Origin of the sequence: Enterobacter sp. WP_7_1 (assembly GCF_003688535.1) — a bacterium.
Classification (GTDB): Bacteria; Pseudomonadota; Gammaproteobacteria; order Enterobacterales; family Enterobacteriaceae; genus Enterobacter; species Enterobacter asburiae.
The window spans coordinates 423856-449716 of the sequence record NZ_REFK01000003.1; the positions used below are offsets into that span (position 1 = coordinate 423856).

Genomic DNA, 25861 nt, shown 5'->3' on the forward strand with positions numbered 1-25861 from the left:
TACCCAATAAAGAGATGTTGGCGTGTCCAGCACGCAATGTGTTAATGATGTAGCCGTGATAAAGAGGTAGCACCTTGTTTAAAGCGTTTGTTTTGTTTTTCGCCCTCTGGGTACCTGTCACTCAGGCAGACTCCGGTTGGCAACCCGTTCAGGAAACTATTCGTAAAAGCGAAAAAGATACCCGTCAATATCAGGCTATTCGTCTTGATAACGGCATGACTGTGCTGCTGGTTTCCGATCCGCAGGCGGTGAAGTCCCTCTCGGCATTAGTGGTGCCGGTTGGATCGCTGGAAGATCCTGACGCGCATCCTGGGCTTGCACACTATCTGGAACATATGACGCTGATGGGGTCAAAAAAATACCCGCAGCCTGATAGCCTGTCCGAATTTTTGAAAATGCATGGCGGCAGCCACAATGCCAGCACGGCGCCGTACCGCACGGCCTTTTATCTTGAAGTCGAAAATGATGCGCTGGAAGGCGCGGTCGATCGCCTTGCTGATTCCATCGCCGCCCCCCTGCTGGATAAAAAATATGCCGACCGTGAACGCAATGCCGTCAATGCTGAGTTGACCCTTGCCCGCACGCGAGACGGTATGCGCATGGCCCAGGTCAGCGCCGAAACCATCAACCCTGCGCACCCGGGTTCGCGCTTCTCCGGCGGTAACCTGGAGACGTTAAGCGACAAACCGAACAGCCCGGTGCTTGATGCCCTGCACGCGTTTCGCGATAAATACTACTCCGCCAACCTGATGAAAGCGGTCATCTACAGCAATAAACCGTTGCCGGAACTGGCAGGCATGGCGGCTAAAACGTTTGGCCGGGTGCCGAATAAAAATATCGACCTGCCGCAGATAGACGTACCGGTTGTCACGGATGCGCAAAAAGGGATCGTTATCCACTACGTGCCGGCGCTGCCGCGCAAAGTGCTGCGCGTGGAATTCCGTATCGATAACAACACCGCACAGTTTCGCAGTAAAACCGATGAGCTGGTGACCTACCTGATCGGTAACCGTAGTCCGGGCACGCTTTCTGACTGGCTGCAAAAACAGGGGCTCGTGGAAGGTATTCGCGCCGACTCCGATCCGGTTGTGAACGGCAATAGCGGCGTGCTGGCGATCTCCGCCACCCTGACCGACAAGGGCCTGGCAAACCGTGATGAAGTGGTGGCGGCGATCTTCAGCTACCTCTCTTTACTGCGTGAGAAAGGCGTCGATAAGCACTACTTTGATGAGCTCGCGCACGTGCTGGATCTCGATTTCCGTTACCCGTCCATTACCCGCGATATGGATTACGTTGAGTGGCTGGCGGATACCATGATCCGCGTGCCGGTGGAACACACCCTCGATGCGGTGAATATTGCCGACCGCTATGACGCCGAGGCGGTAAAAGCCCGCCTGGCGATGATGACGCCGGAGAATGCCCGCATCTGGTACATCAGCCCGAACGAACCGCATAACAAGACGGCGTATTTTGTCGATGCTCCTTATCAGGTGGACAAAATCAGCGCGCAGACCTTCGCCGACTGGCAGAAGAAGGCCGGGGAGATTGCGTTGAAGCTGCCGGAGCTGAACCCCTATATTCCGGATGACTTCTCGCTGATCAAAACGACTAAAGATTACCCGCACCCGGCGCTGATCGTTGATGAGCCGACGCTGCGCGTGGTGTACACCCCCAGCCGCTACTTCGCAAGCGAGCCAAAGGCCGATGTCAGCGTGGTGCTGCGTAACCCGAAAGCGATGAACAGCGCTAAAAATCAGGTGATGTTCGCGCTCAATGACTATCTCGCCGGGATTGCGCTCGATCAGCTCAGCAACCAGGCGGCCGTGGGCGGGATCAGCTTCTCCACCAACGCCAACAACGGTTTGATGCTCAATGCAAACGGCTATACCCAGCGTTTGCCTCAGCTGTTCCAGGCGCTGCTGGAAGGGTATTTCAGCTACACGCCGACGGAAGAGCAGCTTGAGCAGGCCAAATCATGGTATGCGCAGATGATGGATTCTGCGGAGAAGGGCAAAGCTTACGATCTGGCGCTTATGCCGGCGCAAATGCTGTCACAAGTTCCTTATTTCCAGCGAGAGGACCGCCGCGCGCTGTTGCCTTCGATCACCTTAAAAGATGTGCTGGCTTACCGTGACGCGCTGAAAACCAACACGCGTCCGGAGTTCCTGATCGTCGGCAACATGAGTGAGGATCAGGCCAAAACCCTGGCGGAGAATGTGCGCACTCAGCTCGGTTCGAAAGGCGACGAGTGGTGCCGCAACCAGGACGTGCTGGTTGAGAAAAAACAGAATGTGATTTTTGAAAAGTCGGGTAACAGCACGGATTCCGCGCTGGCCGCGATATTTGTGCCAACGGGCTATGATGAATTCGCCAGCTCGGCGCAGAGTGCCGTGCTGGGGCAAATTATTCAGCCGTGGTTCTATAACCAGTTACGCACAGAGGAGCAGCTTGGCTACGCGGTGTTTGCCTTCTCCATGAACGTAGGTCGACAGTGGGGGCTGGGTTTCCTGCTGCAAAGCAGCGATAAACAGCCGGCGTATCTCTGGAAGCGTTACCAGGCCTTCTTCCCGCAGGTGGAAGCAAAACTCCGCGCCATGAAGCCGGAAGAGTTTGCGCAGATCCAGCAGGCCGTCATCGCACAGGTGATGCAGCCGCCGCAGACGCTGGGTGAAGAAGCCTCGCAGCTGAGCAAAGATTTCGATCGCGGTAATCTGAAATTTGATTCGCGTGATAAAGTAGTGGCCGAGATAAAACAGCTGACGCCGCAGAAGGTTGCCGACTTCTTCCATCAGGCGGTCATTAAGCCGCAGGGAATCACCATCCTGTCTCAGGTTTCCGGTAGCCAGAACGGGAAAACGGAGTACGTGAACCCGAAAGGCTGGAAAGTCTGGAAGAGCGTCAGCGCGCTGCAGCAATCTATGCCCTGGAGTAAGAAAGAATGACCGATACCGCTGAGTCCCTTGATCCCTTACGTTTACCTCTGCAGGGTGAACGATTGATTGAAGCCTCAGCGGGAACGGGAAAAACCTTCACCATTGCCGCCCTGTACCTGCGTCTGCTGCTGGGGCTTGGCGGCAACGCCGCTTTTCCACGCCCTTTGAGCGTGGAGGAGCTGCTGGTGGTGACCTTCACCGAGGCTGCCACCGCTGAGCTGCGGGGCCGTATTCGCAGCAATATCCACGAGCTGCGCATCGCCTGTCTGCGTCAGAGCACGGATAACCCCCTCTACGCGAGCCTTCTGGAAGAGATTGCCGATAAGCAACAGGCAGCCCAGTGGCTGCTCCTCGCTGAACGGCAGATGGATGAAGCGTCCGTCTTCACCATTCACGGTTTTTGCCAGCGTATGCTGAGCCTGAATGCATTTGAATCCGGAATGCTGTTTGAACAGCAGCTCATTGAAGATGAATCCGTGCTTCGCTATCAGGCCTGCGCGGATTTCTGGCGTCGCCACTGCTACCCGTTACAGCGCGATATCGCCGAAGCGGTACATGCGCTGTGGAAGGGGCCGGAGGCGCTGCTGCGCGCTATCGATCGTTATCTGCAGGGTGAAGCGCCGGTCATAAAATCCCCGCCGCCAGCGGATGAAACCCTGGCCTCACGGCATGAAAAAATCATCGCGAGAATTGCCGACATCAAGCAAAAATGGATTGAGTCCGTTGGCGAGATTGACGCAATCATCGAAAATTCCGGGATTGACCGACGCAAGTTTAACCGTGGCAATCAGGGTAAATGGATCGACAAGATCAGCACCTGGGCGCAGGAAGAGACGCGAGGCTACCAGCTCCCGGACGCGCTGGAGAAATTCTCCCGGCGTTTCCTGGTTGAGCGGACCAAAGCCGACGGCATTGGGCCTGAGCATCCTCTGTTTGTGGCGATTGAAACCCTGCTGGCTGAGCCTTTAACGCTCAACGATCTGATGATTACCCGCGCCATGACGGAAATTCGCGACGCCGTCGCGCGTGAGAAACGCCGCCGGGGTGAACTGGGGTTTGACGATATGTTGAGCCGACTCGATGCGGCGCTGTGCAGTGAAAATGGCGAAGCGCTTGCCGCCGCGATTCGCACCCGCTTCCCGGTGGCGATGATTGACGAATTTCAGGATACCGACCCTCAACAATACCGCATTTTCCGTCGTATCTGGCGCCAGCAGCCCGGTACCGCGCTGTTGTTAATCGGCGATCCGAAACAGGCCATTTATGCCTTCCGCGGTGCGGATATTTTCACCTACATGAAAGCCCGCAGCGAGGTTGACGCGCACTATACGCTCGACACCAACTGGCGCTCCTCTCCCGGCATGGTGGAAAGCGTCAACGCGCTCTTCAGCCGCATGGATACGGCGTTTATGTTCCGGGAGATCCCGTTTCAGCCGGTAAAATTTGCCGAGAAAAATGCCTCGTTGCGCTTCGAGTTCAACGGCGAGACGCAGCCTGCCATGAACTTCTGGCTGCTGGATGGGGAAGGCTATGGCGTTGCCGACTATCAAAATGCGATGGCCCAGCACTGTGCCGCGCAAATCCGCGACTGGCTCAGTGCGGGCGCGCACGGAAAAGCGCTGCTGTGGAAGGGGGATAAACCTGCGCCGGTAAAGGCATCCGATATCACGGTGCTGGTTCGCAGCCGTCAGGAAGCCGCGCTCATCCGCGATGCCCTGACGTTACTGAATATCCCCTCCGTCTATCTCTCAAACCGAGACAGCGTCTTTGAAACGCTGGAAGCGCAGGAGATGCTATGGCTGCTGCAGGCCGTGCTGGCTCCGGAGCGGGAAAGCACGCTGCGTAGCGCATTAGCGAGCGCGATGCTCGGGCTGAACGCGCGGGATATTGATGCGCTCAACAATGACGAAGCCGCGTGGGATGCCGTGGTAGAAGAGTTTGTTCGCTACCGCGAAAAATGGCAGAAGCGCGGCGTGATGGCGATGGTGCGTGAGCTCATGGCGCAGCGCCACATTGCGGAGAACATGCTGGCGACAGCAGGCGGCGAGCGCCGTTTGACCGATATTTTACATATCAGCGAACTGCTGCAGGAAGCCGGTACACAGCTGGAGAGCGAACACGCTCTGGTACGCTGGCTGGCGCAGCAGATTGCCGATCCGAACAGCAATTCGTCCAGCCAGCAGATGCGCCTTGAGAGCGATAAACATCTGGTGCAGATCGTCACCATTCACAAGTCGAAAGGCCTGGAATATCCGCTGGTCTGGCTGCCGTTTATTGCCAATTATCGCGTGCAGGATCAGGCCTTTTACCACGATCGCGAGTCTTTTGAGGCGGTGCTCGATCTCAGCAACGCGGAGTCCAGCGTTGAGCTGGCCGAAGCCGAGCGTCTGGCGGAAGACCTGCGCCTGCTTTACGTGGCGCTGACCCGTTCGGTCTGGCACTGCAGCCTGGGCGTTGCGCCTCTGTTCCGTCGCCGTGGCGAAAAGACCGGGGAGAGCGATTTTCATCTGAGCGCGCTGGGGCGGCTTATTCAGCACGGTGAACCCAAAGACGCGGCAGGCCTGCGCCAGTGCATCGAATCACTTTGCACAGAGCATGTTGCCCTGCATATTCCGTCGCAGCCCGACAACAGCCGCTGGCAGATGCCGGAGCTGCGTGAGTCAGCGCTCCATGCCCGCCAGGTTGTACGTACCATTGCCGACGACTGGCGCGTCACCAGCTACTCCGGTTTACAGCAGCACGGGCAGAGTATTGCGCAAGATCTGATGCCAAAACTGGACGTGGATGCCGCAGGAGCCGGTAGCGTACCCGCTGAGCCGGTGCTCACGCCGCACCAGTTTCCGCGCGGCGCCTCGCCGGGCACGTTTTTGCACAGCCTGTTTGAAGAGCTGGATTTTACCCAGCCGGTATCCGAAGAGTGGGTACTGAAGATGTTACAGAGCGGCGGCTACGACGCACAGTGGCAGCCGGTTCTCACCGACTGGATCCGCGCTATACTGCACGCGCCGCTCACGACACAGGGGATCTCCCTGAACCAGTTGACTGCCAAAGATAAGCAGGTGGAGATGGAGTTTTATCTTCCCATCGCCAGCCCGCTCAGGGCCGAGGCGCTTGATGCGCTGATCCGCGAGTACGATCCGTTATCCGCCGGGTGCCCGCCGCTGAACTTCCGCCAGGTGCAGGGGATGCTCAAAGGCTTTATCGACCTGGTTTTCCGCCACGAAGGGCGCTACTACCTGCTGGACTACAAATCGAACTGGCTGGGTGAAAGCAGCGAGGCCTACACCCAGGACGCGATGGCCTCGGCAATGCAAATGCATCGCTACGATCTGCAGTACCAGCTTTACACCCTGGCGCTGCACCGTTACCTGCGCCATCGCATGGCCGATTATCGCTACGAAACGCATTTTGGCGGCGTCATTTACCTTTTCCTGCGCGGAGTGGATGCAAATGACCCGCGTTCCGGCGTCTTTAGCACGCGTCCGGCAGCGGAACTGATTGAAAAAATGGATAACCTGTTTGCTGCAAGCACGGAGGAGGTGGCATGACGATGCAGGCGCTTCTGCTGGACGCGGTTGAACAACGATTACTGCGCCACCTGGATGTGCAGTTCGCCATGATGGTGGCTGGCGAGGAGCCTGCCGTCATGCTTGCCGCCGCCATTCTGAGCAAAGACGCGGGGGAAGGGCACGTATGTCTGCCGCTGTCGCGTCTGGCGGTGGATGAGAAAATGCCTCCGGCTTTACAGGCGTGTTTCGCGCTGCTGGGTGATACGGTGGACTGGAAGGGGATATTACTCGGCTCGCCTGCCGTTAGCGGAGCCGATACCGGGACGCCAATGATTCTGGTCGGCGAGCGTTTGTATCTTAACCGGCTGTGGCGTAACGAACTGACGGTAGCGCGCTTCTTCAGCGAGACCAACGCCCCGCTTCCCTGCGATGAAGCGCAGCTCCGGCAAACGCTGGATACGCTGTTTACCTCTGACGACGCGACAGACTGGCAGAAAGTGGCGGCAGCCGTGGCCTTAACGCGACGGATCTCGGTGATTTCTGGCGGCCCGGGCACCGGGAAAACGACCACAGTGGCAAAACTGCTTGCTGCCCTGATTCAGCTATCGGGTGAGCAAAAGTGCCGTATTCGCCTGGCGGCCCCCACCGGTAAAGCGGCGGCACGTCTGACGGAATCGTTAGGCGGCGCGCTGCAAAAACTGCCGCTAACCGGGGATCAGCTTGCGCTTTTCCCCAATGAAGCCAGCACGCTGCACCGTTTGCTAGGCGCACAGCCGGGCAGCCAGCGTCTGCGCTATCATGCCGGTAACCCATTGCACCTTGACGTGCTGGTCGTGGATGAAGCATCGATGATTGACCTGACGATGATGTCGCGTTTGATCGATGCGCTACCGCCGCACGCGCGCGTCATTTTCCTCGGCGATCGCGACCAGCTTGCCTCCGTGGAGGCGGGGGCCGTGCTGGGGGATATCTGCACCTATGCCAGCCTGGGATATACCGCGGAACGCGCTCAGGAGTTAGCCCGTCTCACCGGATGTTCGCTCACCTCTGAAAACCATTCGCTTGCAGGGGCGCTGCGCGACAGCCTGTGTCTGCTGCAAAAAAGCTACCGTTTCGGCAGCGACTCCGGCATCGGCCAGCTTGCGGCGGCAGTGAACCGGGGCGACCGGCGCACAACCACTGCGGTATTCGACGGTACCTTTACGGATATTGAGAAAAAATCGCTGCAAAGTGGGGAAGAGTATCAGGCAATGCTGGACGACGCCCTGCAGGGGTACCAGCACTTTCTGACGGGCGTACAACAGCAAAGTACGCCGGAGCAGGTCATTGCCGCGTTTGGCGAGTATCAGTTGCTCTGTGCGCTGAGGGAAGGCCCCTTTGGCGTCCGGGGTCTGAACGACAGGCTGGAACAGCTGCTGGCGCAAAAACGCAAAATTAACCGTACCCCGCACTCGCGCTGGTATGAAGGGCGACCGGTGATGATCTCCCGTAACGACAGCACGCTGGGGTTGTTTAATGGGGATATCGGGATTGCGCTCGACTGCGGTCAGGGCCTGCGCGTCTGGTTCCAGATGCCGGACGGGAGCGTGAAGTCCTTCCAGCCCAACCGTTTACCCGAGCATGAAACCGCCTGGGCGATGACGGTGCATAAATCCCAGGGCTCCGAGTTTAACCATGCGGCGCTGATCCTGCCCACGCAGCTTTCACCCATCATTACCCGCGAGCTGATCTATACCGCCATTACGCGCGCGCGTCAGCGCCTGTCTCTTTATGCCGATGAACGGGTGCTGGTGCAGGCGATCGCCACCCGAACGGAACGCCGAAGCGGGCTGGGCGCGATATTTGAGTCCCTCTGAATGAAAGCCCCCGCCGGACGGTGAGGGCGTCATATCATCCCAGGTCAGCCATCAGCACTTTTGAACGGCGCTGATAGTTGTACATCTCTTTCTTCGTTTCGGGCAGAGAATCGATATCCACCGGCGTGAATCCGCGCTCCTGGAACCAGTGAATGCTGCGCGTCGTCAGGACGAACAGCTTGCTCAGTCCCATCTGGCGCGCCTGTGACGCCACGCGTTCAAGCAGCATTTCGCCGCGTGAAGAGCTACGGTAATCAGGATGCACCGCCACGCAGGCCATTTCACCGATCTTCTCTTCCGGGAACGGATAGAGCGCGGCGCAGGCAATGGTCAGGTTATCGCGCTGAATAATGGTGAATTTGTCGATCTCCATTTCCAGCTGTTCGCGTGAGCGGCGCACCAGAATACCCTGCTGTTCCAGCGGGCGGATCAGCTCCAGAATGCCGCCGATGTCATTGATGGTGGCGCGGCGGATCTGCTCCGCACTCTCCATCACAATCTGTGTACCAATACCGTCGCGGGAGAACAGCTCCTGGAGCAGGGCCCCGTCTTCCTGATAGCTGATCAGGTGGCTGCGGCGCACGCCGCTGCGGCAGGCCTTCACGGCGCCACGCAGGAAGCGGACGGTGCCGGAGTGGTAATCGCCTTCGGCTTCCAGCGCTTCCACGCGTGCCTGGGCTTCGTTCGGGAAGAGTTCCGGTACGATTGTTCCTTCAGCGTCCACGACGCCCTGCGAGGAGCAGAACCCAATCATTTTTTCCGCCTTCAGCTTGATCGCCAGCTGCGTGGCGATCTCTTCGGACGTCAGGTTAAAGCTTTCGCCGGTCACGGAAACGGCGACCGGGCCCATCAGCACGATGGCACCGCTGTCCAGCTGGCGATGAATAGCTTCTTCATCAATACGACGAATGCGGCCGCTGTGGCAGTAATCCACGCCATCGTCCACGCCGAGCGGCTGGGCAATGATAAAGTTGCCGCTCACGACGTTGATATGCGCGCCCTGCAGCGGCGTATTGTTCAGGCTCATGGAGAGACGCGCGGTAATATCCAGCTGCAGCAGACCCGCCGCCTGTTTCACCAGCTCCAGGGTTTTGGCATCGGTGACGCGGGTGTGTTTGTGGTAAATCGGCTCGTGGTGGTGAGCGGCCAGGTTGGCGTCGATCTGCGGACGCGCGCCATACACCACCACCAGGCGGATCCCGAGGCTGTGCAGCAGGCCAATGTCATTGACGATGCTGGAAAAATTTTCATGCTCAATGGCTTCGCCACCAAGCATGATGACAAACGTTTTTCCCCGATGGGCGTTGATATAGGGAACAGAATGGCGGAATCCCTGGACCAGTTCGGTTCTACGTTCCTTCACCATGGCACAACCCTTAATGAATGTTTATTCGTAATTTCTGTATTTTTATTCGATTGTGGTCGCGTGTGCAAGTGCAAATTTTCCGCGACCCACAGAAATTGGTAAGTAATCCGTGCGTTAGCGTATGATTGTTTACCCTTTTATAGATGACAGTTTATGCGTCATTCGTTAAAGTTTTCGGTCAATTTGGACATTTTGTATATCAGTCAGTGTTCTTGCTCGGGAGAAGCATGTCGGGATCCAATTCAGCAATAAGCCGCCGCCGTTTGTTAAAAGGGGCCGGGGCAATGTGGTTGCTTAGCGTCAGTCAGGTCGGTCTTGCCGCCACCAGTCAGGTGGTGGCGGTGCGCGTCTGGCCGTCGTCGACCTATACGCGCGTGACGGTCGAATCCAATCGCGTGCTGAAATATAAGCAATTTGCCCTCAGCAACCCGGAACGCGTGGTGGTGGATCTCGAAGGCGTTAACCTCAACTCCGTGCTGAAAGGGATGGCGGCGCAGATCCGCGGCGACGATCCGTTTATTAAATCGGCGCGCGTCGGGCAGTTTGATCCACAAACCGTGCGCATGGTGTTTGAGCTTAAACAGAACGTTAAGCCGCAGCTGTTCGCCCTGGCGCCCGTCGCGACGTTTAAAGAGCGCCTGGTGATGGATCTCTACCCGTCCAACGCAACGGATATCCAGGATCCGCTTCTTGCTCTGCTGGAGGACTACAATAAGGGCGATCTTCAGCGTCAGGTGCCGCCTGCGCAAAGTGGCCCGCAGCCCGGAAAAGCAGGGCGGGATCGTCCGATTGTGATCATGCTCGATCCAGGCCACGGCGGCGAAGACTCCGGTGCGGTGGGGAAATACCGCACGCGTGAAAAAGACGTGGTGCTGCAAATTGCCCGTCGTCTGAAGGCGTTGATTGATAAAGAAGGCAATATGCGCGCCTATATGACGCGCAATGAAGATATCTTTATTCCGCTGAAGGTCCGGGTGGCGAAAGCGCAGAAGCAGCGCGCCGATTTGTTCGTGTCGATCCATGCGGATGCCTTCACCAGCCGCCAGCCAAGCGGCTCGTCGGTATTCGCGCTCTCAACTAAAGGCGCGACCAGTACCGCAGCAAGATTCCTGGCAGACAGCCAGAACGCCTCTGACCTGATTGGTGGCGTGAGCAAAAGCGGCGACCGCTACGTCGACCACACTATGTTCGATATGGTGCAGTCGCTGACCATTAACGACAGCCTGAAGTTTGGTAAAGCGGTGCTGGGCAAGCTGGGCAATATCAATAAGCTGCATAAAAACAGCGTTGAACAGGCCGGGTTTGCGGTACTCAAGGCACCGGATATCCCGTCGATTCTGGTCGAAACCGCGTTTATCAGTAACGTCGAAGAGGAGCGCAAGCTCAAGACGGCAAAATTCCAGCAGGAAGTGGCGGAGTCGATTCTGGCGGGGATACGGGCGTATTTCTCTGACGGGGCGACGCTGGCGCGGCGCGGGTAAATCTTTCAGCCGGGTAAATGCCCGGCAAATTCACAAACGACAGATACAAAAAAACACCCTTGAGGGTGTTTATTGTTTTCAGAAGTGTTGGTTGCGGGGGCCGGATTTGAACCGACGACCTTCGGGTTATGAGCCCGACGAGCTACCAGGCTGCTCCACCCCGCGTCCGTCTTTCTACTCGTGTAGAAACTTACTTCTTCAAATTTGATTGGTTGCGGGGGCCGGATTTGAACCGACGACCTTCGGGTTATGAGCCCGACGAGCTACCAGGCTGCTCCACCCCGCGTCCGTCTTTCTACAGTCGTAGAAGATACTTCATCAAATTTTAATTGGTTGCGGGGGCCGGATTTGAACCGACGACCTTCGGGTTATGAGCCCGACGAGCTACCAGGCTGCTCCACCCCGCGTCCGTGGATGCGCACTATACTCGGATAGGTTTGTGATGCAACCCCTTTTTCACATAAATCATGATTTTGTATGCAAATTGAACGACATGGCTCTGTTTGGACTATTTTTTGCGCAAAATTTGCCAAAGGGCATGCGATCGCATTTCATTAGCCCTGGCGGTTTGTTATCTTCATCACGCGGAAATGGGCAACTTAAAGACGAGATATAATGAAAGGACGTTGGGCGAAGTATCTGATGGCGGGCGCAATGGTAGCGATTCTTGCGGCCTGTTCTTCCAAACCGACCGATCGCGGTCAACAGTATAAAGACGGGAAGTTATCCCAGCCTTTCTCTTTAGTTAATCAGCCTGATGCCGTCGGCGCACCGATTAATGCCGGTGATTTCTCCGAGCAGGTCTACCAGATCCGCAACGCGTCGCCGCGTCTGTATGGCACCCAGAGTAGCGTGTATAACGCGGTCCAGGATTGGCTGAAAGCAGGCGGCGATACGCGCAATATGCGCCAGTTTGGTATCGACGCCTGGCAAATGGAAGGGGCCGATAATTACGGCAACGTCCAGTTTACCGGCTACTACACCCCGGTTATCCAGGCACGACACTCCCGTCAGGGCGAGTTCCAGTATCCTATCTACCGTATGCCGCCAAAACGCGGTCGTCTGCCGTCTCGCGCTGAGATCTACGCCGGTGCGCTGAGCGAAAACTACGTTCTGGCCTACAGCAACTCCCTGATGGATAATTTCATCATGGACGTTCAGGGCAGCGGCTACATTGATTTTGGCGACGGGTCGCCGCTTAACTTCTTCAGCTATTCCGGTAAAAACGGCCACGCCTATCGCAGTATCGGCAAGGTGCTGATCGACCGCGGCGAAGTGAAGAAAGAAGATATGTCGATGCAGGCGATCCGCGAGTGGGGCGAGAAACACAGCGAAGCCGAGGTGCGCGAGCTGCTGGAGCAGAACCCGTCGTTCGTCTTCTTCAAACCGCAAAACTTCGCGCCGGTGAAAGGGGCCAGCGCGGTTCCGCTGATTGGCCGCGCGTCGGTAGCATCGGATCGTTCGATTATTCCTGCAGGCACCACGCTGCTTGCTGAGGTCCCTCTACTGGACAATAACGGCAAGTTCAACGGTCAGTATGAGCTGCGTCTGATGGTGGCGCTGGACGTCGGCGGGGCAATTAAAGGCCAGCACTTCGACATCTATCAGGGTATTGGCCCTGACGCAGGCCATCGCGCGGGCTGGTATAACCACTACGGACGCGTGTGGGTACTGAAGGCGGCGCCGGGTGCTGGAAACGTATTCAGCGGCTGATTGTGGTATTCTGAGCAAAATACGGATTACTGTTCAGGGTGAGGAAAACCTCACCCTTTTTACATCTGAGGTTTTATGTCTGTGGTAATCAGCGACGCCTGGCGCCAGCGTTTTGGCGGAACGGCACGTTTATATGGTGAAAAAGCCCTGCAGCTGTTTGCGGATGCGCACGTCTGCGTCGTGGGCATTGGTGGTGTGGGGTCGTGGGCGGCAGAAGCGCTGGCGAGAACCGGTATTGGCGCAATTACCCTGATTGACATGGATGACGTTTGCGTCACCAACACTAACCGTCAAATCCACGCCCTGCGCGATAGCGTCGGCCTGGCAAAATCCGAGGTGATGGCGGAGCGTATTCGTCTCATCAACCCGGAGTGCCGCGTGACGGTGATCGACGACTTTGTGACGGCAGATAACGTCGCGGAGTACATGAGCAAAGGCTACAGCTATGTGATTGACGCCATCGACAGCGTGCGGCCAAAAGCGGCGTTGATCGCATACTGCCGTCGCTACAAGGTGCCGCTGGTCACGACGGGCGGCGCGGGCGGGCAAATCGATCCGACGCAGATCCAGGTGGCCGATCTGGCGAAAACGATCCAGGATCCGCTGGCGGCCAAGCTGCGTGAGCGCCTGAAGAGCGATTTTAACGTGGTGAAGAACAGCAAAGGCAAGCTGGGCGTCGACTGCGTGTTCTCGACCGAAGCGCTGGTCTACCCGCAGGCGGATGGCTCAGTCTGCGCAATGAAGAGCACGGCGGAAGGGCCAAAACGAATGGATTGCGCCTCAGGTTTTGGTGCGGCCACCATGGTGACCGCCTCCTTCGGCTTTGTGGCGGTGTCTCACGCCCTCAAGAAAATGATGGCGAAGGCGGAACGTCAGGCCTGAGCCTGACGTGCGGCATCCAGTACCGCGTCGCTGAGCGCGATCAACCCCTGACCGCGCGAGGCGCTGAGCTGCGCGCGCAGCCCAAGCTCATCAAATAACGCCAGCGGCGAATGCGTCAGCAATTCCGCCGCGCTTTTCCCTTCCACAGCGGTCAGCAATACGGCCAGCAGGCCCCTGACGATGCGGCCTTCGCTGTCGCCGAAGAAGTGCAGCTTCTCGCCGGAGACGCTCACGCCCAGCCAGACGCGGTTTTCACAGCCAGCTATTTCTTTCGCCTGCGCTTTAAGATCGTCTGAAAGGGCAGGGAGCTGTTTACCCAGCAGGATCAGCTGTCGATATTTATCTTCCCACTGCTGGAGCGGGGCGAAGGTCTGTTTTAAGGTCTCTTCTGTGATGACCGTGCCAAACGGATGTCCGGCTAAAGCAGCGCTAGTCATTAATCCACCAGTATTTCAAGGGCGCGGTCAACGGCGGCAACCAGCGCGTCGACATCGCTTTGGGTATTATACGGCGCAAACGAGGCGCGCAGCGTACCGTTAACGCCGAGCGCCGCCAGCAGCGGCTGGGCGCAGTGCTGTCCGGCACGCAGGGCAATGCCGTACCCAGCGAGCAGCGTCACCATGTCGCTATGGTGAACGCCCGCAAAATCAAAGGCGAGCAGGCTTGAGTCCTGAACGCGGAACGAGCGGAAGCCCGGGCGCTTTTTGAGCTCTTCCTCTGCCAGCGTCGCCAGCCCCCGGCTCCAGCTTTCAGCCTGGACAATGTCGGTTTCTGCCAGCCACTCCAGCGCCGCGCTTAAGCCAATCACCCCCGCCACGTTCGGCGTACCGGCCTCCAGACGATAGGGAACATCCTGAGTTTTGAAGCCATCGAACGACACTTCGGTAATCATTTTGCCGCCACCGAGCCACGGCGTCATTTTTGCCAGCAGTTCTGGCTTGCCGTACAGCGCCCCAATACCGGTTGGCCCGTAGAGCTTATGTCCCGAGAAGGCATAGAAGTCGATATCAAGCGCCTGCACATCAGCGGGGAAGTGCACCACGCCCTGAGCGCCGTCGACCATCACCACCATCCCGCTGGCATGGGCAATGCGAATAGCCTGAGCCAGGTCCGGGCAACCTCCCGTGACGTTCGACATCTGTCCGAGCGCCATAATGCGGCTGCGAGGGGTAATCAGTTCGGGGAGACGGGCCACGTTGGGAAGAAGGTCTGCACCCAGTGGAAGCTTCACCACGCGTGCGCCCGTTTGCTCCGCCACCATCAGCCATGGCACCAGGTTGGCGTGATGTTCCGCCTCGCTGACGACGATCTCATCGCCCGGCTGAAGCAGCGGGCGCGCGTAGCACTGGGCCACCATATTGATGGCCTCGGTCGTGCCGCGCGTCCAGACGATGTTTTTCCCGCTTTCGGCATTGATCAGACGCGCGACCTGATCGCGTGCGGCTTCGTAGCGCGCGGTTAATCGCTGCGCTTCGGCAAACTGGCTGCGATGCACGTTCCCGGCGCTCAGGCTGTAGAACTGCTGCGTGGCCTCAATCACCGCCTGTGGCTTAAGGGCGGTGGCGGCGCTATCCAGGTAAATACCGGCATCGGCCAGGGCCGGAAACTGTGCGCGGAACTGCGCAGGACTGAAAGCGTTCATGGGATTCCTCATTTCAATATAGCGATCGTCGCGCAATTTCAGCGGCAGGGCAAGGAGGTTGATATCTATCAGAATTGTCTGCTTATCCTTACGACCTCAAAAAAGCAGGTTATGCTAAATAGTGTTAGGCGGATGTTTTAGCCTGTTATAAATCGAGGTTTGAATAGCATTAATTGCTAAAGGAGAATAATCATGAATAAGACAGCTGCAATCATTTCTGCCTGTGCGTTTACTTTTGCCCTGAGCGCCTGTTCTGGTAATAACTACGTGATGCACACCAACGATGGTCGTTCTATCGTTTCGGAAGGGAAACCGACTACCGATAATGATACCGGGATGATTTCGTACAAAGATGCTAACGGGAACAAGCAGCAGATCAACCGCACGGACGTTAAAGAGATGAAAGAGATCGAGCATTAACAGATCGCAGGCGAAAAAAAAGCACCGCAAATTGGCGGTGCTACATTAATCACTATGGACAGACAGGGTAAATGTACAGGAAGTGAAAAATTGGTAGCGTTGCTACCGTGGTCTGAATCGCAGACCAATTGCAAACACAACAACACAACATCACAACCGTAAGCCAAAAGCCCTTCAGAACACGCATTCCGAAAAAAGCTCTTCGTTCCGGCTCAGGAAGTGCCGCCACTATAGGTATTTGCTGGTAGTTCCTCAACGGACAAATTATAATGGCTCAGATAAAAAAAACTAATAGGTTAAACGTTGTTTCCTGTTTGTTAAAATCCGTTAACATCTAAGCCAGATAACCATGTCAAAGCGATTGCCACCCCTTAATGCATTACGTGTTTTTGATGCAGCAGCACGTCACCTGAGCTTTACCCGCGCAGCAGATGAGCTTTTTGTGACACAGGCCGCAGTAAGTCACCAAATCAAGTCTCTGGAGGATTTTCTGGGCCTTAAGCTGTTTCGTCGACGCAACCGTTCGTTGCTGTTGACCGAAGAGGGGCAGAGCTATTTTCAGGATATTAAAGAGATTTTTTCCCAGCTTACGGAAGCCACGCGTAAGCTGCAGGCTCGCAGTGCAAAAGGTGCTCTGACCGTCAGTTTATTGCCCAGTTTTGCCATTCATTGGCTGGTGCCAAGACTCTCAAGCTTTAACTCAGCTTATCCGGGGATCGACGTTCGAATCCAGGCGGTAGATCGTCAGGAGGACAAGCTGGCCGATGACGTGGATGTCGCCATTTTTTATGGTCGCGGTAACTGGCCGGGCTTGCGCGTTGAAAAATTATACGCAGAATATCTCCTGCCGGTCTGTTCTCCTCTGCTGTTAACAGGCGAGAAGGCGCTGAAGTCACCCGCTGATCTGGCTCAGCATACGCTTTTGCATGATGCCTCTCGCCGCGACTGGCAAACTTATACCCGTCAATTAGGTCTTACACATATTAACGTGCAGCAGGGACCCATTTTTAGCCACAGTGCGATGGTGTTACAGGCTGCCATTCACGGGCAGGGCGTGGCGTTGGCGAACAACGTCATGGCGCAGTCCGAAATTGAGGCAGGCCGCCTGGTTTGCCCTTTTAATGATGTACTGGTCAGCAAGAATGCGTTTTATCTGGTTTGTCATGACAGTCAGGCAGAACTGGGTAAAATAGCCGCCTTCCGGCAGTGGATACTGGCGAAAGCGGCAACCGAGCAAGAAAAATTCCGCTTCAGGTATGAGCAATAACGTTTGTGTGCCGGGCACGCATCAATTCAGGACTTAAACATGACCAGCCGATTCATGCTGATTTTTGCCGCGGTGAGTGGCTTTATTTTTGTTGCACTGGGCGCCTTTGGCGCACATGTATTAAGCAAGTCTTTGGGCGCAGTAGAGATGGGCTGGATCCAGACCGGCCTTGAATATCAGGCATTCCACACGTTGGCGATTTTTGGGCTGGCGGTGGCGATGCAGCGTCGTATCAGTATCTGGTTTTACTGGAGCAGCGTGTTTATGGCGCTGGGTACCGTGTTGTTCAGCGGTAGCCTGTACTGCCTTGCGCTCTCACATCTGCGCCTGTGGGCGTTTGTTACACCTGTCGGCGGCTTCAGCTTCCTGGCGGGTTGGGTATTAATGTTTATCGGAGCTATCCGTCTGAAACGCAAGGGCGTTGTTCATGAATAAGGTTGTTTTATATTGTCGCCCGGGGTTTGAGAAAGAGTGCGCCGCGGAAATTACCGATAAAGCGGCGAAGCGCGAAGTCTTCGGCTTTGCCCGCGTAAAAGAAAACGCGGGCTATGTGGTATTCGAGTGCTATCAGCCTGAAGACGCAGACAAGCTGGCGCGCGAGCTGCCGTTCAGCTCGCTGATCTTTGCTCGCCAGATGTTTGTCGCGGGTGAGCTGCTGAAGGATCTTCCGCCGGAAGACCGCATCACGCCTATTGTCGGCATGCTGCAGGGCGTGGTGGAGAAGGGCGGCGATCTGCGCGTTGAAGTGGCGGATACCAACGAAAGTAAAGAGCTGATGAAGTTCTGCCGTAAGTTCACCGTGCCGCTGCGTGCGGCGCTGCGTGATGCGGGCGTGCTGACGAACTACGAAACGCCGAAGCGTCCGGTGGTGCATATCTTCTTTATCGCACCGGGCTGCTGCTACACAGGCTATTCGTACACCACCAACAACTCTCCCTTCTTTATGGGTATTCCGCGTTTGCGTTTCCCGTCCGATGCGCCAAGCCGTTCCACGCTCAAGCTGGAAGAGGCGTTCCACGTCTTTATCCCGGCAGATGAGTGGGATGAGCGTCTGGCAAACGGCATGTACGCCGTCGACCTTGGCGCGTGCCCGGGCGGCTGGACCTATCAGCTGGTGAAACGCAATATGTGGGTATCGTCCGTTGATAACGGTCCAATGGCGCAAAGCCTGATGGACACCGGGCAGGTCACCTGGCTGCGTGAAGACGGTTTCCGCTATCGCCCGAACCGTAACAACATCTCGTGGATGGTGTGCGATATGGTTGAGAAGCCGGCAAAAGTCGCCGCGCTGATGGCTTCCTGGCTGGTCAACGGCTGGTGTCGTGAGACCATTTTCAACCTCAAGCTGCCGATGAAAAAGCGCTATGAGGAAGTGTCGCAGAACCTGGCCTACATTCAGGAGCAGATGGATGAACACGGTATTAACGTGGAGATCCAGGCGCGTCAGCTGTATCACGACCGTGAAGAGGTGACGGTGCATATTCGTCGCTGGTGGGCTGCGGTTGGCGGACGTCGCGACGAGCGATAGTCCGCTGATTGCCCCTCACCCCGGCCCTCTCCCCAAAGGGGCGAGGGGGGAAAAGACCGCACCGGGCAGTTCCCTCTCCCCCATGGGGAGAGGGTTAGGGTGAGGGGATATTAACGTTCTAATCGCAACTGCTGTAAATTCCCGTCCAGCTGTAAATCCGTCTGTAGCGTTGCGATTTCCCGGCAGATAAACGCCATCTCTTTATGCGCCTCCAGCTTCTTGCGCCACTTTTCCGGTACCTCATCCAGACGGGCGTAAATCCCTTCCAGACTTTGAAAATCGGTCAGCAGCTGCGCGGCGCTCTTCGGCCCAATACCGGCGACACCCGGAACTTTAGAACTGCTGATGCCTGCCAGCCCCCAGTAATCCGGCAGTTGCTCGGGCGATACGCCGAACTCGCTGGCAATAAACGGCGCGTCCAGCCAGCGTTTTTGAAAATAGTCACGAATGCGAATAGTCGGAGAGAGCAGCTGGCAATAGCCTTTGTCAGTTGAAACGATAGTGGCCTGATATCCGGCACTTGCCACCTTTACGGCCAGGGTGGCTGCGAGATCGTCGGCTTCGTTTCCCTGTGCGCCCCAGCAGGGAACGCCCCGCTGTTCAAATGCAGCGCGCAGCATGGGCAACTCGGCGTGAAGATCGTCCGGCATCGGGGCGCGTCCGGCTTTGTAGTCGGGCAGACGCTGGTGTCGCCAGCCCGTGTTGCGGGCTTCGTCATCAAATACCGCGACCGCATGGGTGGGCTCACTGTGGCGGATAAGCTGTTCCAGCGCGTGCAGGCAGGTGTCTTTACAAGGCGTCCCCTGTACCGCATGGATACGGCGAATCAGGTTAAGAGCATCGACGATAAGTAAATGAACGGCCACAGATAATCTCCCTTCTATCTCATGCGTGAAGGGTAACACTGTCAGCAGCGTGAAACTATGAATGGTGGGGAAAACAGGAAGAAGCCTCGCAAAACGAGGCTTCCTGAGGGGCTTAATCGCAGGTTACGATCTTCATCGCCAGGCCGCCGCGAGAGGTTTCGCGGTATTTGGCGTTCATATCTTTACCGGTTTCGTACATGGTTTCGATAACCTTATCGAGACAGACGCGCGGTTCGCTGGTACGGCGCAGCGCCATACGTGCCGCGTTCACCGCCTTCACGGAGGCAATCGCGTTACGTTCGATGCACGGTACCTGTACCTGTCCGGCAACCGGGTCACAGGTCAGTCCCAGGTTATGCTCCATGCCGATTTCCGCAGCAATGCACACCTGTGTCGGGCTTGCACCCAGCAGTTCGGCCAGACCCGCCGCCGCCATGGAGCACGCCACGCCGACTTCACCCTGACAGCCCACTTCCGCACCGGAGATAGACGCGTTCATCTTATACAGCGAACCAATCGCACTGGCGACCAGCAGGTAGCGCGCCAGCGAGTTCGCGTTTACTTCACGGATAAACTTGTCGTAGTACGCCAGCACCGCCGGAACGATACCGCAGGCGCCGTTAGTCGGCGCGGTGACCACTCGGCCCCCTGCGGCGTTCTCTTCGTTTACCGCCAGGGCGAACATGTTGATCCAGTCTACAACGGCCATCGGGTCCGTCGTCGTTTTGTCGGTGCTCACCAGCATACGGCGCAGTGCAGCAGCGCGACGCGGCACGCGAAGCTTGCCCGGCAGAACGCCTTCGGTAGTGATCCCGCGCTCTATACCGCCGCGCATCACTTCCCAGACGTTAGTGAAGTGCTGTTCGAGCTCCTCTTTGCTGTGAAGTGCCAGCTCGTTTTTCATCATCAGGCCGGAAAGGGACAGGCCCGTCTCCTGACAGTGACGCTGGAGATCCGCCGCCGTTTTGTACGGATACGGCACCTCGACAGAAGCGTTATCGATTTGACCAAAGTGGTCTTCGTCGACGATAAAACCGCCGCCGATAGAGTAATACGTCTGGCTGTATACCGCTTTGTCGCCGGCCAGTGCGGTAATGCGCATGCCGTTTTCGTGCAGCGACAGGTTGTCCGCATGGAAATTCATGCAGTGGTCAACCGGGAATTCAACCTCATGCTCACCGTTCGCCAGCAGCAGGCGACCGTGGGTGTTCACATCCTGGATGAAGCCAGGGATCGCATCAATATCAACGGTATCCGGCAGGTTTCCCGCCAGGCCCATGATAATGGCGATATCGGTATGGTGGCCTTTCCCGGTCAGGGAAAGCGAGCCGTATACATCGACAACCACGCGGGTAATGTCATGCAAGATGCCGCGTGCAATCAAGTCATCCGTGAACTGCTTACCGGCTTTCATTGGTCCGACGGTGTGAGAGCTGGAAGGACCAATACCGATTTTGAAGATATCGAATACGCTAATCATGATGCGTCCATTGCTTTCAGTCAGAGAGGGAGGAGTGCGCCGTCCGAAGACGGCGCGGGTGATAATCAGAACATGGTGTACAGGGAGTAGAAGATCGCAGAGATTGCGATAAGACCCATGATAACTACAAACACGTTGCTCACATGACCGCTGTACTTGCGCATAGCAGGGACTTTCTGAATCGCGTACATCGGCATCAGGAACAGAATCATCGCGATGACCGGGCCGCCCAGGGTTTCAATCATGCCCAGGATGCTTGGGTTCAGGGTCGCTACCGCCCAGGTGGTGAGCAGCATGAACAGCGCAGTGATTTTGTTCAGCTTGTTGATTTCAATGCTCTTGCCTTTACCGCGCAGAGATTTAATCACCATACCGTTGAAGCCTTCACGCGCGCCGAGGTAGTGGCCCAGGAAGGATTTGGTGATGGCGATAATCGCGATGATAGGTGCCATCCACGCAATGACCGGTGCGTTAAAGTGGTTCGCCAGGTAAGACAGAATAGAGATGTTCTGCTCTTTCGCTGCCGCCAGATCCACCGGGGAGAGGCTCAGTACGCAGCTGAAGACGAAGAACATCACGGTCAGTACCATCATGATGTGAGCGCGCGCCAGGATGCTGGAGCACTTCTTCTCTGCGCCATTACCGTACTCTTCACGTTTCGCCACAGCGAAAGAAGAGATGATTGGGGAGTGGTTGAAAGAGAACACCATCACCGGAATCGCCAGCCAGAGGGTCATCAGCAGGCCGTTACCGGTTGCCGATGCGCTGCTCAGGGACAGGGTTTCCAGCGCTGCACCGTTCCACTGTGGGATCAGGTAGCAAGCCAGCACCATCAGAGCAATAACGAACGGGAAGACCAGTACGCTCATTGCTTTCACAATCATCTGCTCACCGAAGCGAACGATAGTCATCATGCCCACGATCAGGATCAGAGACAGAATCGCACGCGGCGGCGGCGTCATGTGCAGCTGGTGCATCATGAAGCTTTCAACGGTGTTGGTGATCGCCACGCTGTAGACCAGCAGAATAGGGTAAATCGCGAAGAAGTAGAGCAGGGTAATCAGTTTACCTGCGCCAACGCCGAAATGCTCTTCAACAACTTCAGTGATGTCTTCGCCCGGGTTTTTACCGGACAGCACGAAGCGGGTCAGACCGCGGTGTGCAAAGAAGGTCATCGGGAAAGCAATGATAGCCATAATGATCAGCGGGATCAGACCGCCGACGCCTGCGTTGATAGGAAGGAACAGTACACCAGCGCCGATTGCCGTGCCGTAAAGGCCAAGCATCCACATGGTATCCGTTTTGCGCCAACCACTTCGGGATTCAATCGAAGCAACGGTGCTGGTTTGAGTGGTTTCCATCTGTATCTCCTGGAGGAAGCGAATTGTCAGGTTTTTTAGTCAAATCCGATGAAAAAGTGCCTGACGGTAATATGAAATTCGTTCAGTGACGGTTTTTTAATAATTTTCGCCCGTAACTATTGGCGGGCGGAAAGATACATTCTAGTTATGAATCTATCAGTGATCCTGATCCCAAATGCAATAATCCACTTATGATGTGGGCATCTTTAGACCATTTATCTGTTAAAAAAACATCAAAGAGAATTTACGGGCGCGAAGGCTACCACCAACGACATGTGAGCTGAAAGACTGACCCGTGATATAGGTGTCTTTAGCTGTAAAGAAATGGGTTTTTAGTATTTTCTGGCAGGTAATTTGGATTAAGGCTGATAATTTACGGTTGGAAAAACAAGGTAATCGTTTGCGTTTGCGCATAGTTTGTAAAAGACATAAGTGATGCGTATGAATTACCTCGGTAATAAAAAAGCCGGGACGCACAACAGGGCGACCCGGCTTTGATCAGATGCTGCTGAGCGTTAGGTGCAGATTTCGTAGCAAGGAATGTAGGCGGATCCTGGCAGCTTCATGCGGTGCTGAGCGACAAAGCCCTGCAGCATGTCGTCCATGCGGCGCATCATCTCCGGGTCGCCGTGGATCTTGTACGGACCGTACTGTTCAATGGCGCGGATGCCCATCTCTTTGACGTTGCCCGCCACAATCCCGGAGAAGGCACGACGCAGATCGGCCGCCAGGACTTCCACCGGCTGGTCCGGGTAGAGTTTCAGGTTCGCCATATTTTCATGCGTTGGCTCGAACGGGATCTGCAGGTCCGGCGCGATGCGGATTGACCAGTTAAAGCTGTACGCATCGCCGGTATCGCGACGGTTTTCTTTTACCAACGGCATCGCTTTTTTCATCTGGCGCGCCACTTCCGCGGCATCGTCAATGATGATGCGATAGTGACGACGCGCGGCTTCACCCAGCGTGTGCACGATAAACTCGTCCAGCACGCGGAAGTAGTCGGCGCTCTCTTTTGGCCCGGTCAGGATCAGCGGCAGAACCTGATCTTTGTTGGCCGGGTTCATCAGAATACCCAGCAGGTAGAGCAGCTCTTCCGCTGTCCCCACTCCGCCCGGGAAGATGATAATGCCGTGGGCGATACGGACAAACGCTTCAAGACGTTTCTCGATATCCGGCATGATAATCAGCTCGTTAACCAGCGGGTTAGGCGGCTCAGCGGCTATGATTGACGGCTCGGTCATGCCGATAAACCGCCCCTCTTTATAACGCTGCTGCGCGTGTCCCACTGCGGCACCTTTCATTGGTGCTTCCATCGCACCCGGACCGCAGCCGGTACAGATGTTCAGCTCGCGCAGGCCGAGCTGCGTTCCTACCCGACGGGCATAAAGGTATTCGGTTTCGTTAATGGAGTGGCCGCCCCAGCAGACGACCATGTTCGGCGCTTCGCCAACGTGCAGGGCACGGGCGTTACGCAAAATGGAGAACACCAGGTTGGTGATATGGACTGAGCTTTCCAGGTCGAGATGCTGGAAACGGCCTGCGTTGTGGATCTGCCCGTTAACAAACAGGATGTCACGCAGCACGGCAAACAGGTTAGCCTGAAGTGAACGAATGATGCGCCCGTCGACAAAGGCCTCTTCCGGCGGGTTGATGACTTCAAGCTTCACGCCACGCTCGCGGCGCAGCACGTTGATATCAAAGCTTTCGAAGCGGGACAGCAGTTCTTTACTGTTATCTGTCAGGCTTCCGGAGTTCAGTACGGCAAGTGAACAGTTACGAAACAGTTGATAAAGATCGCTGCTGGCCGTGCGCTTAAGCATGTCCACTTCCAGCTGCGACAACATATCCATTGAGCCAAGCGGGCTAATATGTGTAATCAAGTGAGCTCCTTACGGGACGATTATCGTCTTTCCCTGTTGATTACAATAGCCCTGGCGCGTGACGTTTCACAACCTAAAGCGCGGAAGATACCGCGCATATTGTGAAAATATTTATATTATTGACGCACCAGCCGTCCCGTTGCCGGCACAAAATCGGTGTTGGTGCGCCACGGGTTGATGTCCAGACCGCCACGGCGGGTGTAGCGCGCGTAAACGCTCAGTTTTTCTGGCTGGCAGAAACGCTGAATATCGCTAAAAATACGCTCCACGCACTGCTCGTGGAATTCGTTGTGATGGCGGAACGACACCAGGTAGCGCAGCAATTTTTCCCGGTCGATTTTCGGGCCGCGGTACTGGATCTGCACCGAGCCCCAGTCCGGCTGGTGGGTGATCAGGCAGTTGGATTTCAGCAGGTGGCTGACCAGCGTCTCTTCGACCACTTTTCCGCTCGCGGCATTTTCGAGGTAATCGGCGCTGAATTCATAATTCTCCACCTCAATATCCTGATCGTCGATGCAGGTCCCGTTGAAGTGGGCGACTGGCTGCCCTTCCAGCTCGTGCAGGCGATACAGTGAAACGCTCACCTTTCCCTGCGCGCAGGCGCTTAAATCACGTTCCAGGGTGTGCTGAACGTCGTCCCAGCTGTTGAATTTTGTCTGGTTAAAACTGTTGAGATAGAGCTTAAAGCTTTTGGACTCGACGAGATTAACGCTGGCGTAATCCAGCTCAACGTGGCCCACCGCCACCTGCGGCAGACCGCGCGCGTTAAGCCAGGAGAGTTCGTACAGCGTCCAGATGTCACCGCCGACAAACGGCAATGCGTCTGCATGCAGGCCCAGAGGATCGCGGTTCAGGCTGCGCGGCACGCCCTGAAGCAGGCTTGCATCGTAGGTATCGCGGTAATCGGTCGATTTACCCAGCGTTAAGCCGGTTAACGCCTGATGATTTTCGTAAGACATGTTTCATAGCCACTTTACAGGTACACTTATGGCCTGAGTTTATCCTGTCTGACAAGAAGAGAGAAATCGGTGGACATCGAAACTGCAAATGCCCTCACTACCTTCACGGCCCGCTATTGCGACGCATGGCATGAAAAGGACCAGACTTGGCCGCAAAGTGCTGATTTGTATGGTGTACCTTCGCCGTGCATTATCTCTTCAGTCGACGATTACGTTATCTGGCAGCCAAAACCTTTCGACGGCGAGCAAAATGTAAATGCGGTTGAACGGGCAATGGACATTGTGGTACAACCAGCGGTTCATGCGTTTTATACCACGCAGTTCGCAGGGGATATGCCCGCGCGCTTTGCTGATGTTACGCTGACGCTGTTGCAGACCTGGAACGAAGACGATCTGCAGCGTGTTCAGGAAAACCTGATTGGTCATTTGGTCACGCAAAAACGCCTTAAGCTTTCTCCGACGCTCTTTATTGCCACGCTGGACAGTGAACTGGATGTGTTATCCGTCTGTAACCTGTCAGGTGAAGTGGTTAAAGAGACTATCGGCACCCGCAATCGCGAGACTCTCGCCCCCTCTCTTGCGGATTTCCTTACCCGACTTGAGCCACTTCTGTAATCCATGATGCTATAGCGCGTGTGAGAGATCTCTTACAACGTTTGTGAGAGATCGCTGAAGATTCAGTATTACCTCATTTAATTCAGATTAATATCACTCTGTT

The 25861-nt window shown here is 56.1% G+C and carries 19 protein-coding genes and 3 tRNA genes; 11 read left to right on the forward strand and 11 right to left on the reverse strand.

The annotated features are described in order from the left end of the window. Nucleotides 1-74: 74 nt before the first annotated feature. From ptrA to recD, 3 genes are read left to right on the forward strand one after another with little or no spacing between them, the layout of a single operon-like run. Complete coding sequence (gene ptrA, locus BJ885_RS15290) at nucleotides 75-2942, forward strand: pitrilysin (protein WP_121932245.1); 2868 nt, start codon at nucleotides 75-77, stop codon at nucleotides 2940-2942. Continuing rightward, nucleotides 2939-6481 carry an exodeoxyribonuclease V subunit beta gene (gene recB, locus BJ885_RS15295; RefSeq protein ID WP_121932246.1) on the forward strand — a complete coding sequence of 1181 codons (3543 nt, stop codon included), beginning with the start codon at nucleotides 2939-2941 and terminating at the stop codon, nucleotides 6479-6481. The genes ptrA and recB overlap by 4 nt, the downstream gene beginning before the upstream one ends. After that, the gene (recD, locus tag BJ885_RS15300; RefSeq protein ID WP_121932247.1) at nucleotides 6478-8298 is read left to right on the forward strand and encodes an exodeoxyribonuclease V subunit alpha; all 1821 of its coding nucleotides are present in this window, start codon (nucleotides 6478-6480) and stop codon (nucleotides 8296-8298) included. Before recB ends, recD begins: the two co-directional genes overlap by 4 nt. Before the next feature lie 34 nt (nucleotides 8299-8332). Here recD and argA read toward each other — a convergent pair whose 3' ends face one another. Then, entirely contained in the window at nucleotides 8333-9664 is a 1332-nt protein-coding gene (gene argA, locus BJ885_RS15305) for an amino-acid N-acetyltransferase (RefSeq protein WP_121932248.1), read from the reverse strand. Nucleotides 9665-9891: 227 nt separating this feature from the next. On the opposite strand from argA, the gene amiC reads away from it, so the two are divergent. Then, a complete protein-coding gene (gene amiC / locus BJ885_RS15310; RefSeq protein ID WP_121932249.1) occupies nucleotides 9892-11145 on the forward strand; it encodes an N-acetylmuramoyl-L-alanine amidase AmiC in 1254 nt (417 codons plus the stop codon). Between the two features lie 88 nt (nucleotides 11146-11233). Here amiC and BJ885_RS15315 read toward each other — a convergent pair. The 3 genes from BJ885_RS15315 to BJ885_RS15325 all read right to left on the reverse strand — a co-directional run bounded on the left by BJ885_RS15315 (nucleotide 11234) and on the right by BJ885_RS15325 (nucleotide 11552). Beyond that, nucleotides 11234-11310, reverse strand: a tRNA-Met gene (locus tag BJ885_RS15315). 44 nt (nucleotides 11311-11354) lie between these two features. Further along, a tRNA-Met gene (locus BJ885_RS15320) sits at nucleotides 11355-11431 on the reverse strand. A gap of 44 nt (nucleotides 11432-11475) precedes the next feature. Beyond that, nucleotides 11476-11552, reverse strand: a tRNA-Met gene (locus BJ885_RS15325). Nucleotides 11553-11760: 208 nt separating this feature from the next. On the opposite strand from BJ885_RS15325, the gene mltA reads away from it, so the two are divergent. Further along, nucleotides 11761-12858 carry a murein transglycosylase A gene (gene mltA / locus BJ885_RS15335; protein WP_023309035.1) on the forward strand — a complete coding sequence of 366 codons (1098 nt, stop codon included), beginning with the start codon at nucleotides 11761-11763 and terminating at the stop codon, nucleotides 12856-12858. Between the two features lie 75 nt (nucleotides 12859-12933). Further along, nucleotides 12934-13740 carry a tRNA cyclic N6-threonylcarbamoyladenosine(37) synthase TcdA gene (gene tcdA / locus BJ885_RS15340; RefSeq protein WP_008499651.1) on the forward strand — a complete coding sequence of 269 codons (807 nt, stop codon included), beginning with the start codon at nucleotides 12934-12936 and terminating at the stop codon, nucleotides 13738-13740. On the opposite strand, the gene csdE is transcribed toward tcdA, so the two are convergent. Next, a complete protein-coding gene (csdE, locus tag BJ885_RS15345; protein ID WP_029741563.1) occupies nucleotides 13731-14177 on the reverse strand; it encodes a cysteine desulfurase sulfur acceptor subunit CsdE in 447 nt (148 codons plus the stop codon). The genes tcdA and csdE overlap by 10 nt on opposite strands. Further along, the gene (gene csdA / locus BJ885_RS15350) at nucleotides 14177-15382 is read right to left on the reverse strand and encodes a cysteine desulfurase CsdA (protein WP_121932250.1); all 1206 of its coding nucleotides are present in this window, start codon (nucleotides 15380-15382) and stop codon (nucleotides 14177-14179) included. The genes csdE and csdA overlap by 1 nt, the downstream gene beginning before the upstream one ends. A 192-nt stretch (nucleotides 15383-15574) precedes the next feature. Here csdA and BJ885_RS15355 point away from each other — a divergent pair, with 192 nt between their 5' ends. The 4 genes from BJ885_RS15355 (at nucleotide 15575) to rlmM (ending at nucleotide 18597) form a co-directional block, all read left to right on the forward strand. Further along, a complete protein-coding gene (locus BJ885_RS15355) occupies nucleotides 15575-15802 on the forward strand; it encodes a YgdI/YgdR family lipoprotein (RefSeq protein ID WP_008499648.1) in 228 nt (75 codons plus the stop codon). Nucleotides 15803-16151: 349 nt separating this feature from the next. Then, nucleotides 16152-17069 (forward strand): glycine cleavage system transcriptional regulator GcvA, encoded by a 918-nt coding sequence (gene gcvA / locus BJ885_RS15360; protein ID WP_023309032.1) that lies wholly within the window; start codon nucleotides 16152-16154, stop codon nucleotides 17067-17069. A gap of 39 nt (nucleotides 17070-17108) precedes the next feature. Further along, nucleotides 17109-17504, forward strand: a complete 396-nt coding sequence (locus tag BJ885_RS15365) for a DUF423 domain-containing protein (RefSeq protein ID WP_023309031.1) — start codon at nucleotides 17109-17111, stop codon at nucleotides 17502-17504. Next, complete coding sequence (rlmM, locus tag BJ885_RS15370; RefSeq protein ID WP_023309030.1) at nucleotides 17497-18597, forward strand: 23S rRNA (cytidine(2498)-2'-O)-methyltransferase RlmM; 1101 nt, start codon at nucleotides 17497-17499, stop codon at nucleotides 18595-18597. Before BJ885_RS15365 ends, rlmM begins: the two co-directional genes overlap by 8 nt. 110 nt (nucleotides 18598-18707) lie before the next feature. On the opposite strand, the gene xni is transcribed toward rlmM, so the two are convergent. From xni to queF, 5 genes are all read right to left on the reverse strand, one after another. Next, entirely contained in the window at nucleotides 18708-19463 is a 756-nt protein-coding gene (gene xni / locus BJ885_RS15375) for a flap endonuclease Xni (protein WP_121932251.1), read from the reverse strand. A gap of 112 nt (nucleotides 19464-19575) precedes the next feature. Further along, nucleotides 19576-20943 carry an L-serine ammonia-lyase II gene (gene sdaB, locus BJ885_RS15380; RefSeq protein WP_121932252.1) on the reverse strand — a complete coding sequence of 456 codons (1368 nt, stop codon included), beginning with the start codon at nucleotides 20941-20943 and terminating at the stop codon, nucleotides 19576-19578. 65 nt (nucleotides 20944-21008) lie between these two features. Then, complete coding sequence (locus BJ885_RS15385; RefSeq protein ID WP_029741560.1) at nucleotides 21009-22304, reverse strand: HAAAP family serine/threonine permease; 1296 nt, start codon at nucleotides 22302-22304, stop codon at nucleotides 21009-21011. A gap of 515 nt (nucleotides 22305-22819) precedes the next feature. Then, a complete protein-coding gene (gene ppnN, locus BJ885_RS15390; RefSeq protein ID WP_023309027.1) occupies nucleotides 22820-24184 on the reverse strand; it encodes a nucleotide 5'-monophosphate nucleosidase PpnN in 1365 nt (454 codons plus the stop codon). A 116-nt stretch (nucleotides 24185-24300) separates the two neighbouring features. Further along, a complete protein-coding gene (queF, locus tag BJ885_RS15395) occupies nucleotides 24301-25143 on the reverse strand; it encodes an NADPH-dependent 7-cyano-7-deazaguanine reductase QueF (RefSeq protein ID WP_021241894.1) in 843 nt (280 codons plus the stop codon). Nucleotides 25144-25212: 69 nt separating this feature from the next. On the opposite strand from queF, the gene syd reads away from it, so the two are divergent. Continuing rightward, the gene (syd, locus tag BJ885_RS15400; protein ID WP_121932253.1) at nucleotides 25213-25758 is read left to right on the forward strand and encodes a SecY-interacting protein; all 546 of its coding nucleotides are present in this window, start codon (nucleotides 25213-25215) and stop codon (nucleotides 25756-25758) included. Nucleotides 25759-25861: the final 103 nt, after the last annotated feature.